11 protein-coding genes are annotated in these 15,091 nt (G+C 48.8%); 8 read left to right on the top strand and 3 right to left on the bottom strand.

What is annotated here, in order from left to right; all coding sequences use genetic code 11:
• Positions 1-40 precede the first annotated feature (40 nt).
• Positions 41-301, top strand: a complete 261-nt coding sequence (gene rpsT, locus BO18_RS17065) for a 30S ribosomal protein S20 (protein WP_034448259.1) — start codon at positions 41-43, stop codon at positions 299-301.
• Positions 302-371: 70 nt separating this feature from the next.
• Here rpsT and BO18_RS17060 read toward each other — a convergent pair whose 3' ends face one another.
• Positions 372-1,664 carry a tRNA(Met) cytidine acetate ligase gene (locus BO18_RS17060; RefSeq protein ID WP_185752489.1) on the bottom strand — a complete coding sequence of 431 codons (1,293 nt, stop codon included), beginning with the start codon at positions 1,662-1,664 and terminating at the stop codon, positions 372-374.
• A 67-nt stretch (positions 1,665-1,731) separates the two neighbouring features.
• Between BO18_RS17060 and BO18_RS17055 the strand changes: the two genes are divergently transcribed.
• From BO18_RS17055 to ltrA, 5 genes are all read left to right on the top strand, one after another.
• Positions 1,732-3,081 carry a hypothetical protein gene (locus BO18_RS17055; protein ID WP_034448255.1) on the top strand — a complete coding sequence of 450 codons (1,350 nt, stop codon included), beginning with the start codon at positions 1,732-1,734 and terminating at the stop codon, positions 3,079-3,081.
• A gap of 83 nt (positions 3,082-3,164) precedes the next feature.
• Positions 3,165-4,253 (top strand): phosphate acetyltransferase, encoded by a 1,089-nt coding sequence (gene pta, locus BO18_RS17050; protein WP_034448252.1) that lies wholly within the window; start codon positions 3,165-3,167, stop codon positions 4,251-4,253.
• Between the two features lie 38 nt (positions 4,254-4,291).
• Complete coding sequence (locus BO18_RS17045; protein ID WP_034448250.1) at positions 4,292-5,488, top strand: acetate/propionate family kinase; 1,197 nt, start codon at positions 4,292-4,294, stop codon at positions 5,486-5,488.
• Positions 5,489-5,665: 177 nt separating this feature from the next.
• Entirely contained in the window at positions 5,666-7,303 is a 1,638-nt protein-coding gene (locus tag BO18_RS32995; protein ID WP_051688875.1) for an N-acetylmuramoyl-L-alanine amidase family protein, read from the top strand.
• Positions 7,304-7,858: 555 nt separating this feature from the next.
• The gene (gene ltrA / locus BO18_RS17035) at positions 7,859-9,142 is read left to right on the top strand and encodes a group II intron reverse transcriptase/maturase (RefSeq protein ID WP_034448248.1); all 1,284 of its coding nucleotides are present in this window, start codon (positions 7,859-7,861) and stop codon (positions 9,140-9,142) included.
• A 79-nt stretch (positions 9,143-9,221) separates the two neighbouring features.
• Here the strand turns inward: ltrA and BO18_RS17030 are convergent, their stop codons facing one another.
• Both BO18_RS17030 and BO18_RS17025 read right to left on the bottom strand, forming a co-directional pair.
• Positions 9,222-9,875 (bottom strand): potassium channel family protein, encoded by a 654-nt coding sequence (locus BO18_RS17030; protein WP_034448246.1) that lies wholly within the window; start codon positions 9,873-9,875, stop codon positions 9,222-9,224.
• Positions 9,876-9,895: 20 nt separating this feature from the next.
• Positions 9,896-11,233: a TrkH family potassium uptake protein gene (locus BO18_RS17025; protein WP_034448244.1), complete on the bottom strand. Its 1,338-nt coding sequence runs from the start codon at positions 11,231-11,233 to the stop codon at positions 9,896-9,898.
• Positions 11,234-11,351: 118 nt separating this feature from the next.
• Between BO18_RS17025 and BO18_RS17020 the strand changes: the two genes are divergently transcribed.
• Together BO18_RS17020 and BO18_RS17015 are read left to right on the top strand one after the other, a co-directional pair.
• Positions 11,352-13,784, top strand: a complete 2,433-nt coding sequence (locus tag BO18_RS17020) for an ATP-dependent helicase (protein WP_051688874.1) — start codon at positions 11,352-11,354, stop codon at positions 13,782-13,784.
• 75 nt (positions 13,785-13,859) lie between these two features.
• Positions 13,860-15,089: an HD domain-containing protein gene (locus tag BO18_RS17015; RefSeq protein WP_051688873.1), complete on the top strand. Its 1,230-nt coding sequence runs from the start codon at positions 13,860-13,862 to the stop codon at positions 15,087-15,089.
• Positions 15,090-15,091: the final 2 nt, after the last annotated feature.

Genomic DNA, 15,091 nt, shown 5'->3' with positions numbered 1-15,091 from the left:
TCGGTAATTTGAAGATATAACTCTATAAAGGAGAAGAAAGATGCCTAATATCAAATCAGCTATCAAGCGTGTAAAGGTTTCTGAGAAGAAAGCTGTTGCCAACAAGGGCAAGAAGAGTGCTATCCGCACAACTGTCAAGAAGGCAAAGGCTGATATTGCTTCCGGCGAGAATCTTGATGCTACGATCAAGAACACTCAGAAGGCATTGGACAAGGCTGCTGCTAAGGGTCACATGAGCAAGAACGCAGCTTCCAGAACAAAGTCCAGACTTGCTAAGGCTGCTAACGCTGCCAAGGCTTAATTGAGCGTTTGAAAAAGTAATTACAGCCGTCTGTCGGTTTTTCCGGCGGACGGCTTTGTTGTGCGCGGATCTATCTGGTTATTACGGGGACGGCTCCCCATTCGGTTGCGGTATCTCTGCCGTAGAGTTTCCAGCCTGCTGAAGCCGCTCTCATATCAAGTTCAAAGATCTTCTTAAGCGGTTCATTTTCCGACTGGAGTTCCAGGCAGTCCGAAGGTCTGTTTATGACCGGGATCTTAGCGCATTTTCCCATGATCTTAAGACAGTATTTTCCTTCGTTGTTGAAACCGAGCACTCTGATGTAAGGCGGCCTTTTGATGTCGAGATAAGATGTATCCTGACCAGTGATGAGACTTGCGAGGGCGCGTTCTATCCTGGTAAGCGTATATCTCTTTGTTGAGATGTTCTTCTCAAATACCTTGAGATCGAAATCATCACAGGGGATGGTCCCGGTCCTGATTCCGGAAGCGAAATTCCTGATGTATCCCGCCAGGTCATCGCTCATGTACGCTATGTCATCAAGTGAAGATGAACTCAATGCCGTATTCATGCACTCCCTGATATATGACACCTGATCGGGAAATCTGAAAATGCCGGAAGAATTTGATGCCAGCATCGTGCCGAGTGAAAGATCAGGCATCAGTCCGTTAAGCGCAGACGCAATGGCAGACCTGCTGTAGTTTTCCGAAGCAGTATCAAAGATAAGCTTTCTTATAGCCGTGGCGCTGGCGGTACTGCTGCCGCGTTCTTCCGCGTGATATGCATCGCCCGTGCGCTTTATCATGATGATGTTGATCTTTCTTTTTTTATCGATCTTTTTCAGTGCCAGCAGATAATCAAGGGCGAGTATGGAGTTGGGTGATGAGAGGACCTGATCGATGTCTCCCGTAATGCCTTTTGCTTCTGCCATGTCCCTGACCGCCATTGCCCTTGCAGTAGGATAATTCATTCCTGCTGACATATACCCGTTCAGTCCGGTATTGAACGACTTGTCATCTTCAAACTGAATGTCCGCGAGAGCCTTTATCAGATCGGCATCTTCAGTGTCGATCCCGAATGCTATGTCAGTTACTACTCCCGTGGAAACGAGTTCTGAAACTGCGCCTTCCGCAAACCTTGAGGAGGGTGCGCATGCAAAACTGAAGGGGAGTTCCAGCACCACGTCGGCGCCGCATAACAGCGCCTGTCTGGCGCGCACTTGAGGAGGGCATACCGCGGGAAGACCGCGTTGCGTGAAGAAGCCGGACATGACGGGCATTACGATGGCCCTCGGGTCTGATACGCACTCGCGGGCTTTTTCGATCAGATATTTGTGGCCGTTATGAAATGGATTAAATTCCGCAATTATTCCTATGACCCGCAATTTGTGTATGTCCTCTTCATTGGTATAATCTTTGATTGTAAAGATTATATTTCATAAGGCGGAGTTTATGCAACGCAAGGAGATAGCGGGGCTCGGTATAGGAAAGCTGATAACCGGTGCGGTAGTAGTCGCGCTGGCGCTGTGCGCGACCATATTCTATCTGTTCTATACGGGACGGTTCGGCGGAGGATCCAAGCTCAAGATCACGGCGCCCGCGCGTTTAGGTTATGAATGGAGCCATCTGGCTGCCGATAACAACATAGTCAGTGACTATCTCTTCAGCCGTTCCAAAAAACTGATAGTGGCAAAAGGCGGAGACGGTGTCTTAGCGGCAAGTTCTTATACGATCGCCGGGCGGCTTGTAACCCAGGAAGCGGAAGATTCGGGCGTATACGGCCTGTCTGATCAGGCACTGCTCCTTAAATGCTATGTAAGGGCAGGTGACAGGGCAAATGCAGTCACCCTCAAGGAAAACGTGATCAGCAGATATAAACTGGCTGACGGCACTTACAGGACTTATGTGTATTCCGAAGGGACTACGGGAGAAGAGATCGTCCTGATGTCTGCCATGATCGACTGGCTGGATGCCATGACCGAATATTATGTAACTTACGGAAATGATAATGATTACAACGAGATAACTGCCCTGACGGCCGTTCTTTTCGACAGCGAAGGAAATCTCAGGACGGAATCCGTTTCGGTGGCAAAATATGCCGAGTCTCTTTATGTAGGACTCGATGATACGAGTTCTATCGGGGAGGATGATGAGGGTTCGCTCGAGCAGATATACGGAACCATCACGGGTGATACGGAAAGTGCCGATATCGAAAACAGCGAGACTGAGGAAAACGTCGAAGGAGTCCTGCTCTCGAACATCAACCTGAGGCTTATAAGGGATCTCGAAAACAACGGGCTTATCCCGGCCGGGGCATACGACAGGGCGCTGAAGGCGGTAAAAGACGGTTTTGCCAGTTCGGATCATCCTTTCTACGCATATGCGACTTCGGGGGCTATGGACTGCGGTGATTACATCTACAGCGGCAGGAACATCGGTTCTGTGGACATTGCGCATAACGTCAGGACAATGATGCATCTGGCTGAGGTTGGTGAGCTTGACGGCATGGCTTTTGCGGAGTTCAAGGAAATGGTCATGAACAGCGGAAGGATCTATTCGGAGTTTGTTTTCATGACGGGGAATTATTCCGGAGCGGAAGCTGTGGGCGCATACACCGACGGGATGATGCTCGCATATTACAGGGGCGACACCGATCTTTACAACAAACTCTCGGACACGCTCGGAAAAAGAGTTGCGACCAAGTCGACGAGCCCTGCTCTCTATATGATCTTCAGGGAAGAAAACGACAGATATGTATTCTATGCGGGGGAGAATTTCGCGACCCGTCTGGCAACTTCATAAATGCCTATTTTCTTATTTGAAATAACATAGGTTTACGAGTATACTTTTGACGACTAAAAATTCCAAAAAGGAGATTAATATATATGGCATTTATTGATGACATCATGGCCAGAGCAAAAGCCGACAAGAAGACGATCGTTCTTCCCGAGTCAATGGACAGGAGAACATTCGAAGCTGCCGAGAAGATCATTAAGGCAGATATGGCAAACATCATCATCATCGGTACACCCGAAGAGATCGCTAAGAACTCCGAAGGTTTTGATATCACAGGTGCTACCATCGTTGATCCTTTCAACGATCCCAACAAGCAGAAGTATCTTGATAAGTTCATTGAGCTCCGCGGTGTTGACACCATGGTAGCTGCAGCAAAGAAGAAGGCTGAGAAGAAGGGTCTTTCCGAAGAAGAGACAAACGCTCTCATCGCTGACGCACAGAAGAAGGGTATCACTCCCGAGAAGGCTCAGGCCCAGATGGAGTCTGACTATATGTACTATGCATGCCTCATGTGCAAGTGCGGCGATGCTGACGGTGCCGTATCCGGTGCCTGCCACTCCACTGGCAACACGATCCGTCCCGCTCTCCAGCTCCTCAAGATGAAGCCCGGCATTTCTTCCGTATCCGGTTTCTTCCTTATGGACGTACCTGACTGCGACCTCGGTGAGCATGGTCTCTTCATCTTCGCTGACTGCGCAGTAAACACAGACGTTGATTCCGCTAAGCTTGCTGAGATCGCAAAGCTCTCCGCTGAGTCTTTCGAGCAGTTCATCGGTGCTCCCGCAAAGGTTGCCATGCTTTCTTATTCTTCTTATGGTTCTGCAAAGCACGATGACGTTACAAAGGTCGCTGAGGCAGTTAAGATCGCCAAGGAAAAGTATCCTGACCTCGTTGTTGACGGTGAGCTCCAGCTCGATGCTGCTCTCGTTGAGGAAGTCGGTCAGCTCAAGGCCCCCGGTTCACCGGTTGCAGGCCACGCTAACACATTGGTATTCCCTTCACTCGAAGCAGGCAACATCGGTTACAAGCTCGTTCAGAGACTTGCAAAGGCTCCTGCATACGGTCCTGTACTCCAGGGCCTCGCTCTTCCGGTAAATGACCTTTCCAGAGGATGCAATGCCGACGATATCGTAGGAACGGTTGCCATCACTGCAGTCCAGGCTCAGGCACAGGGCTGATATTAAACAGTTAACTTTAAAGACAGGAGATAAGTCTAATGAAGATTTTAGTTATCAACTGCGGAAGCTCTTCCGCTAAGTTCCAGCTTTTCGACATCGATACAGGCGATGTCCTCGCAAAGGGTAATGCCGAGAGGATCGGAATCGACGGTAAGCTCACATATAAGCCCGCAGGTAAGGATGAGTTCGTTTCCACAGAGCCCATGCCTGACCACAAGGTTGCTGTCCGCATGATCCTCGATGCACTGGTTGATCCTGAGCACGGCGTAATTTCTGACGTATCCGAGATCGCAGCCGTAGGTCACAGAGTACTCCACGGCGGTAAGTACTACAGCGAGTCTGTTATCGTTAATGACGATGTTAAGAAAGTCATCAGAGAGTGTTTCCCGTTAGGACCTTTGCACAATCCTGCAAACCTCATCGGTATCGAGGCATGCGAGGATGTTCTCCCTGAGGGCACACCTCAAGTTGCAGTATTCGATACGGCTTTCCATCAGACAATGCCCCCGAAGGCATATACATATGCTCTTCCTTATGAGCTTTCCGAGAAGTATGACATCCGCCGTTACGGTTTCCACGGAACATCCCACCGTTATGTAAGCCACAGGGTTGCTGATTTCCTCGGTAAGAAGTATGAGGATCTCAGAATCATCACATGTCACCTCGGAAACGGTTCTTCCTTTGCGGCAGTTAAGGACGGCAAGTGCCAGGATACATCGATGGGCCTTACGCCTCTTGCAGGTATCTGCATGGGTACGAGAACAGGTGACATCGATCCCGCCATCGTTCCTTTCCTCATGAAGAATGAGAGATTCACACCTGACGAGATGGATACTCTCCTCAACAAGCAGTCCGGCGTTCAGGGCGTTTCAGGTGTATCTTCCGATTTCAGAGATCTTGAGAAGGCCGCTAATGAAGGCAACGACAGAGCAAGACTCGCGCTCGACATGTTTGCATATCAGGGCAAGAAGATCATCGGTTCTTATGCAGCTGCAATGGGCGGTGTTGACGTTATCGTATTCACAGCCGGTATCGGCGAGAACACAGACCATATGAGAAAAGCTATGTGCGAAGGGCTTGAGTTCATGGGAGTTGAGTTCGATGACTCCGTTAACGCCGGCCTCAGAGGCAAGGAAGCCATCATCTCCAAGCCTTCTTCAAAGGTTACTGTCTGCGTTATCCCTACGAACGAAGAGCTTGCCATCGCTCAGGAGACAGAGCGTCTCGTAAGATAATTCCGACTGAATTATAAGAAACCCAAGGGCTGTTCCCGGACCTGTCACCCGGAGGCAGCCCTTATATTTTTAGTGCTGAAAACTCTTTTATCAATGATAAATTGAATTGTCACGGATTTTTGACTATAATCTCTTTTTGTTATGTGTTGCTTTATGGAGGAAAAAGGAGGTTATCAAATGGGTAGTTTAAAGACGAAGGGTCTGAGCCTTTTGCTTTCGCTGGTAACGGTGCTTGGTATCGTTTTCAGTTTGGGCGGAGCAGTCAGCGCAGATGATCTATATTTTATCAAGCAGCCGACGGGCGGTAGCTGCGATTATGCGGATACTTTTACGATCACTTGGGCATTAAATCAGGAACCGGACTGGGTTAATCTTGAGTACCGGCGAGGCGATGACCCTACCTGGTATGCGGGAGTGGATTTCCACGGATCTTCATACCAGATCAGATACAGCATGGGAGTATCCTCATACAGACTTGTGGCTTCCAAAAATTATAAACAGATATATTCGGATCCGTTTATCGTAAAGTGGACGGGCAAGGATCCCTACAGTTTTTGGACATCCCCCGAGAGTACTACGCGCTACAAATCGCAAGATTATACCATCACCTGGACATTAGGTGCGACTCCAAGATATGTCAAGCTCCTGAAATACGATAAGAGCAGAGGCTTTTGGACAAGCGAGGCAGAGCTGACCGGATTAAAGAAATACGATATCGGATTTCACAATGATTATTCCGAGACATTCAAGTTATTTGCTGCTTTCAACTACGGGGATGTTTACAGCAAAACATTTACGGTAACCTGGCTCAACGATTCTTTCAATGTTAGCGTAATATCCGGTAAGACAGCAAGTGATACTGCAACGGCAGGAGATAAGGTAACGGTAACTGCGAATAATAGTCCGACCGGCAAGGAATTTGATAAGTGGGTTGTTACTAAAGGTAAAATAACGCTTGCAGATGCAAATGCTGCCAAGACCACATTTACGATGCCTTACGAAGACGTGAGCCTCAAAGCAACGTACAAAGACATCCTTTATGAAATGACCGTGGATTACGATTCCTCAATGGTAGAGGTGGACGGCATCTTCTCGATCAAGACATCATGTTACGGTGACGAATACAGTTTCACAGTAAATCCTAAAGACGGATACAAGCTTGTTTCCGTCAAGGCAAACGGAGAGACCATTAAAGCATCCGGATCCGACTACAAAGTTACACAGCCTGCAGGAAAACTTGTTGTCTCCGTCAAGGCTGAACCGATGGTAAATGACGGCTGGCTTCAGACAGGCGCAAAATGGATGTACTTTGAATCCGGCAAGCCGGTGACGGACTGGAAGCAGATCGGGGGAGTATGGTATTACTTTGATCTGAGAGGCATCATGGCAACCGGATGGAAACTTATCGACTGCGACTGGTACTATTTTGAAAAGTCAGGGCGCATGACGACAGGTTGGCAGAAGATCGACGGCAGCTGGTACTACATGGATGCCAGCGGTTATATGAAGACCGGCTGGGTACAGACAGGCGGGAAGTGGTATTACCTGCAGTCTTCAGGTGTTATGGCCACGGGCTGGCAGAAGATCAGCGGCGTCTGGTACTACTTTGAGAACTCGGGTGTCATGTGCACCGGATGGAAAAAGCTCGGCAGCTGGTATTATTTCGAGAATAACGGTCATATGACCATCGGGTGGAAGAAGCTCGGCAACATCTGGTATTACTTTGACGAAGGCCGCATGCTTGCAAACACATCAAAGAAGATCGGCGGAAAGACCTATAATTTCGATGCAAGCGGACGCTGTACCAATCCCTGATCTTAAAGACTGAGTTTTTCAGAAAAAACAGTACCGTCTCATGACAAATTGAGACGGTACTTTATTAGTATGACGGGCATGTCCCGAACCTCGGGTGGAAGTCCCGAGGGGCGTAGTTGCCGACGAACCTTAAAGCGACTTGCAAGGTTTGTATCGTGAGGTACAGGCGAGAAGAAGCAATAGCGAAACCGTGGCTCGACGGACAGAAACCTGATATTAAGGCGCATTGAGCGGATGAGATGGCTAGTGGCATCAAAGTCCCAAAGGCAACCGTAACCTCAATGCGTAAATCAGGCGAGTAAACGGGGAAAGGTTCGGGGCTTATCCCGTGAGGTCTCACAGACGGAGCACGATCCGTAGTAACAACGAACTGTGAGAAGTCAGCAGAAGCCATAGTACCGAGTAATCGGGAAGGGTGGAACAATTTAACCGTGCGACGCAAATGTATGTCCTGAGGATATGCCCGACAGTGGTAGGATGAAACGTATATGAAATCTGAACACACAACATAAGGCTGAGTCTGAGGGAGCGGAAAGGAGAAGAGCACACAAGGCAATGTCGGAGCTGCTCGATAAAATCTTACACAAGGACAATATGAACGAAGCCTACAAAAGGGTCTGTGCCAATAAGGGTGCAGGCGGAGTTGACGGTGTCAGTACAGAGGAACTTGGTGAGTATATCAAGGCAAATTGGCCTACGATAAAAGAGCAGATACTACGAAGGGAATACAAGCCTCAACCCGTCAGACGAGTAGAAATACCCAAACCTAATGGCGGAAAGAGAAAACTTGGAATCCCTACAGCAATGGACAGAGTAATCCAGCAGGCAATAGTACAAGTGATAGGACCGATATGCGACCCGCATTTCTCGGAGTTCAGTTATGGCTTTCGTCCGAACAGAAGCTGTGAGATGGCAATAAGAAAAGTCCTTGAATACTTAAATGAGGACTACACGTGGATTGTGGATATAGACTTGGAGAAATTCTTCGACAACGTACCACAAGACAGACTAATGAGCTACGTTCACATACTGATTAACGATGGAGACACGGAATCTCTGATACGCAAATATCTCAAGGCAGGTGTAATGACCCCGGAAGGATACGAGCAAACAGAAATGGGAACACCGCAGGGCGGCAACCTCTCACCATTACTTAGCAACATAATGCTGAACGAACTGGACAAAGAACTTGAAAACAGAGGACTGCACTTCGCAAGATATGCTGACGACTGCATAATTGCAGTAAAGAGCGAAGCAAGTGCAAAGCGTGTGATGTACTCCATCACGTCTTGGATAGAAAGGAAACTCGGTCTCAAGGTTAATGCGGAGAAGACTAAGATAGTCAGACCGACAAAAGTAAAATACCTTGGATTTGGATTCTACAAAGACCCCAAAACACTTGAATGGAAGTGCAAACCGCATCAGGACTCGGTTGCTAAGTTCAAACGCAGACTCAAAGCCTTGACGCAAAGAAAGAACTCAATGAGATTGGGAATTAGGATTAAAAAGATTAACCAAGTAACAAGAGGCTGGATAAATTACTTTGCGTTAGGAAACATGAAGATGGCAATATCTGACATTGACGCACATTTAAGGACAAGGCTTAGAACCATTATCTGGAAACAATGGAAGGTGCCGAGCAAGAGACAATGGGGACTCCAAAAACTCGGAGTATCCAAAGACTTAGCAAGACTGACATCGTATTGTGGAGACAGATACCAATGGGTCGTGACCAAGACTTGTGTAACACGGGCAATCTCAAAAGAGGTGCTTGGCAGGGCAGGTCTTATCAGTTGCCTTGATTATTACAATGAGCGTCACGCTTTGAAGTTAAGTTGAACCGCCGTATGCCGAACGGCACGTGCGGTGGTGTGAGAGGGGGATTAAATTCCCCCTACTCGATTTCATGTTACGGATATCAGTAATTGATCTTCAGGCTCTTCTGGATATCCTTGTCGGCACCGAAAATGGTAACCGTATCGCCGGTCTCGAAAACGAGGTCGGCCGGGAATTCAAGAATGGCTTTTCCGTCCCTCTTGATCGATAAGACATTGAGATGGAGCTTATTCCTGATGCCGAGTTCTGCAAGGCTCTTGCCTATCCAGTCTTTGGGAACCGTGATCTCGAAGATCGAGTATTCGCCGGGGAAATCAAGATAATCGACGACTCTGCCTGAGCACCAGCGTATGGCTGACCATTCGGCGAGCTGCTTTTCGGGGAAAACAACAAAGTCGGCTCCGTTTCTCAGCAGGAATTTTTCATGGACAAGGCGGGATGCCCTGGCTACGACATACTTCGCGCCGCATTCCTTGAGGAGGGACGTAGCCTCGAGTGAGGACTGGAAGTCATCTCCGATCGCAACGAAGCAGACGTCGAAATTCTCGACACCCAATGATCTGACAAAACTCTCGTTGGTCGCATCACCTATAAGGGAACTGGTGACCATGCCGAGGACCGGTTCCAGACGTTCCTCTGAAGAATCGACTGCCAGGATCTCGTCTCCTGCCTTGTTCAGCTGATCGATAAGGTGGTAACCGAATCTTCCTATTCCAACTACGAGTATGCTCTTCATAAAGTGTCCTTTCTGCCGGATCAACCGACCGCTATGTTATCTGCGGGATACTGCCTGTTGCCCGTGGCTTTGCGCGTTATCGCAGCAAAGACGAGTGTGAGGCCGCCCACACGTCCTGTGTACATCAAAATTATCAATACGATCTTGGATACAGTTGTGAGTTCCGGAGTGATACCCATCGACAGACCTACTGTCGCAACGGCTGAAGCACTCTCAAACAGAGTCTTGAGGAATGCGATGTTTTCGATCTTCGAAATGGCCATAGCGCCGAAAACGGTGAGCAGTATGTCGAGCATGAATACTGCAACGGCACCGCTTATGGCTTCCGGCATTATCCTGCGCTTGAATACGGCAGGGGCTTTCTCACGCTTGAAGACGGATATCATGGTGAAGAAGAGGACTGCGATGGTCGTGATCTTCATGCCTCCGGCTGTCGATCCCGGAGCTCCGCCTATGAGCATCAGGATTATCGTCATTACAACACCCGTACCGGAGAAGTCGTTATAGTCTGTCGTGTTAAAACCTGCAGTTCTCGGAGTGACTGCCTGGAAGAGAGAAGCCAGGAATCTTTGTCCGTAAGGCATATCCTGATATTCGCCAAACCAGAGATATATGAGCGGGAACAGTACAAGGATCACTTCCATTACGATTATGACCTTGCTCTGTGTGCTGTATCTGGTGAATTTAAGTCCGTATCTTCTGATATCCATCCATGTGAGGAAGCCGAGGCCGCCCGTAAGGATGAGGAATACAAGCGTAATGACTACGACAGGATTATCCATGTAGGGCATCATGGAGGAGAAGGGACCGTGAGATCCGTTGAGATCGAAGCCCGCATTACAGAATGCCGATATGGATGAAAAGAGGGATACCCAAAGACCTTTCGCGATGCCGTATTCTGATATGAAGACAGGTGACATTGCGACGGCTCCCGCAAGTTCGAAGATGACGGTCCCAATGCATATGAATCTTGTGTATTTCATGATCTCGCCGAGGTTCGGTGCGGATACTGCTTCCTGGAGGGTGGAACGGGCCTGAAGACCGATCTTCTTTCCGATGAGTCCCGTAAGGATGGTCGTCATGGTGACGACGCCCATACCGCCTACCTGGATAAGGAACAGGATTATGATCTTACCGAACCAGGACCAGTGTGTGGCGGTATCGAAAACGATGAGGCCGGTAACGCAGCTGGCGGACGTCGCGGTGAAGAGCGCATCGGTAAAGCTGGTCCATTCGCCCGTTTTAGTTGAGAAGGGGAGCATCAGGAGAAGCGCTCCTGCAAGTATAAGAACAACAAATCCCAAAAGGATGCTCTGGGATCCGCTCAGTCTGTAATGTCTGTGTCCTTTATTACTCATGTTGCTATTATATATATTTTTCCAATTTTTAGTAGTAAATTGTCCCATTAACAGGAAACCATTATTTGATAATACTGATATAATCTCTAAATAAAGTTTTTAAGGGAGAATCCTAATCTTGACTGACGGTGTTTTCAATAATTCAGACGACTTTTTCAGAGACATGGAGAGTATATACGGCCAGGGCGAAGAGATGCTGTCTGACCCTGATGCGGACCGGCTGCTCGAAGGCCTTAATGCTGAGCAGAAGGCGGCGGTAACGCATCTTAACGGACCGCTCCTTATCCTTGCGGGCGCAGGCTCGGGCAAGACCAGGGTCATCACTTACCGCATCGCTTACATGATCAGAAAACACAACGTCGCCCCGTCGTCCATCCTTGCGATCACGTTTACCAACAAGGCTGCAAATGAGATGCGCCAGAGGATCGAGGCTCTTATAGGAGACCGTTCCAAGTTCATATGGTGCGGTACGTTTCACAGTATCTTTGCCAGGATCTTAAGGCGCCATGCCGAGCTTCTGGGATACACGAAGAATTTCTCGATAATAGACACTGACGATCAGGCAAAGCTCATCAAGGATTCGATGAAGGAACTCGACATTGCGGACAGCCAGTTCAAGCCGAGGTCCATCCAGAATGAGATATCCAATGCAAAGAACCAGTTCCATGATACCGAGGAGTATTCGATACTTGCGGGGAAGGATTATTTCCAGAGCGTCGTCGCAAGGGTCTACAAAAGATATCAGGAAAAGCTCCTGGCGAATAACGCCATGGATTTCGACGATATCCTCGTCAACATGGTAAAACTCCTGGAGAACAATCCGGACATAAGGGAACTTTACAGGAACAAGTTCAATTACATAATGGTGGACGAGTACCAGGATACCAACATGCCTCAGTACCGTGCCGTGATGCAGCTGGCCCAGGGAAGCGGAAACATCTGCGTGGTAGGCGATGATGACCAGTCGATCTATTCGTTCAGAGGCGCTGACGTAAGACTCATCCTGAAGTTCGAGAAGGATTTCCCGGGATCACAGGTCATAAAGCTCGAAGAGAATTACCGCTCTACAAAGACGATACTCAACGCCGCCAACTGTGTCATCGCAAACAACAAAAAGCGTAAGAGCAAGCATCTGAGGACTGAAGGGGCTGAAGGCGACAAGATAATCGTCATGAATGCCGATACCGGAAACGGCGAGGCCGATTTTGTCGCAAGGACCATCAAGATGATGGCGGACAAAGGCAAGTTCAAGTATTCGGACTGCGCGGTCCTGTACAGGATGAACGCCCTGTCACGTAACATCGAGACTTCCCTCCACAACATGGGCATCCCGTTCAGGGTCTACGGCGGCATGCGTTTCTATGACAGAAAAGAGATCAAGGATATCCTCGCATATCTTAAGCTCATAAACGACACGAACGACAACATCGCTTTCGAGAGGATAATTAATGTGCCTAAAAGGGGCATCGGAGATGCGACCATAGAGAAGATCAGGCAGTATGCCATGAGCGGTGACACCAGCATGTTCGATGTCGCGATGCATGCGGTGGATTATCCCGAACTGGTAAGGTCTGCTTCGAAGATCTGCTCATTTACCGACCTCATAAACAGTATGAGGGAAAAACTCGTTGAGGGTGAACTTGATTTCGCGCAGTTCGTCGATTATGTCGAGAACGAATCCGGCATCATCGAGGAGATCACGGAGCAGCGCGAAAAGAAGGGCGAGATAATCGACAGGGTCGAGAACCTCAAAGAGCTCCTTTCAGAAGCAGCCGAATATGATAAGGCGCACCGTGCCGAACCTGTCGATATGGACACCCTCGAGATCGACGACGGCGACGGTCTTCCGGTGGAGGTCGACGATGACTTTTTCTTCGACACGGCAACCTCGGACACGACAGAGGGAATACTGGGCCTTTATCTCGAGAATGCGTCTCTTTTCACTGAAGGAGATGACTATAACGACAATGACGACTACGTTAAGCTCATGACGATCCACAGCGCCAAAGGACTTGAGTTCGGGGCGGTCTTCATCATCGGAATGGAAGAGGGGGTTTTCCCGAGCTACAGGTCGATACAGAGCATAGAGGATACCGAGGAAGAGAGAAGGCTCATGTACGTTGCGATCACAAGAGCGAAGAAGAATCTCTTCATAGTTCTTTCCAAGCAGAGGATGCTTTTCGGTCAGACTAACTGCAACCAGCCTTCCAGATTCATCAGGGAGATAAATCCCGAACTGCTCTATCTCATGGGTTCGAAAAGAGAAGCTCCCAAGGATGTTCCCGAAGGCAAGACAAACAGGGAGAAGTCCAGACAGTCCATTGCTTCGGCGATCAAGTCGCAGTTTACGGCTGAGAAGGCAAATGCGCGCCGAGAAGACGCTCTGAGCCCGTCAGATCTTTTCGAGGGCATGAAGGTGATACATCCAAGATTCGGCGAAGGCGTCATACTCAAGGTCGAACCTGTCGGAGGCGATGCACTTATCACGGTGGATTTCGACGGGATGCGCAAGAACATGCTGGCAAACTCCGCCGGGCTTAAGAAGGGATAAACAGGCTTTGCCGCAGAAGAGGGCAGATCATTTGTAGTATAATGATTTAATGCTTTTTATAAGGAGACTAAAAAGATGACAGACAATCTGAGTTTCCAGGATCTTTATGCGGACAGCGTCGCCAGTATCGGAAAGTCGGACAAGATATCCGAAGCAACCAGGGCAAAGATCAAGATGCTTCAGACCCAGAAGGACAAGATCCTGAGTGTCAATGCCACCAGGTGCTCCGATTCAAAAGGCAGGATCCAGCCGGAAAAAGACGGCGACATCCGTAACTGTTTCGAGCGTGACATGGGCAGGATCATATACTCCCAGGCGTTCAGACGTCTAAAGCACAAGACACAGGTCTTCTTCAATCCCGCAAACGACCACATCTGCTCCAGACTCGAGCATGTCATCTATGTCGACTATATTGCCTCCACGATCGGAAGCGCGCTTAACCTCAATGTCGACCTTATCAGGGCGATCGCTCTGGGGCATGACGTAGGACACACACCGTTCGGTCACAGCGGCGAGAGGATCCTTAACAGGAAACTCAAGGAAGTCGACGACAAACTCTATTTCGAACATGAATCAAACGGTCTCCGCGTGCTGAACATTCTCGAAAAGCACAACGGCGATAACGGACTGAATCTTACATTTGAGGTCAGGGACGGTATCATAAGCCACTGCGGCGAGTACTATTCGGAAAGAAAGCTCGAACCGTGCAGGGACAAGACCGAGGAGGATCTGTCTTATCTCATTCCCAAGAAGAACCGCAAAGGTCCCGCAACCATGGAAGGATGTGTCGTCAGATTTGCCGACAAGATCGCGTATGTGGGAAGGGATATCGAGGATGCCTTGAGGACCGGCGTTATCGCGAGCGAGTTTGATGTTCCGGTCGTGGCAGACGGATTGGGAAGCTCAAATTCCGAGATAATCAATTTCCTCGTACAGGATATTATCGAGAACAGCATAGACAAGGGCTGCATCATGATGAGCGATCATGCGGGCGACGCGCTCGAACACACTCTGAACGAGAATGTCGCGAAGATATACAGGGCACCCAGGGTACAAACCTACGAGAAGTACTGCGAAGTCATGATAGAAGGTCTTTTCGATGCTTTCTACGAGGCTGTTCAGAATGTTGAAAAGGCGACGGAATCAAGATCGTCATCGATAAGAAAATTCGCAGAATTTGTCTGCAACCATCCGGAGTACAAAGCCGGAGAAAATACGCCTCTGCCTATCTATGTGTCAGACTACATTGCCGGCATGACAGATACGTTTGCGGCAGGGTGCTTCAACGAGATGTATAAGAGTTAAAG

Source organism: Butyrivibrio sp. AE2032 (assembly GCF_000702965.1).
The sequence above is the reverse complement of the archived record's forward strand: the minus strand, read 5'-3'. Positions and strand labels throughout refer to the sequence as shown.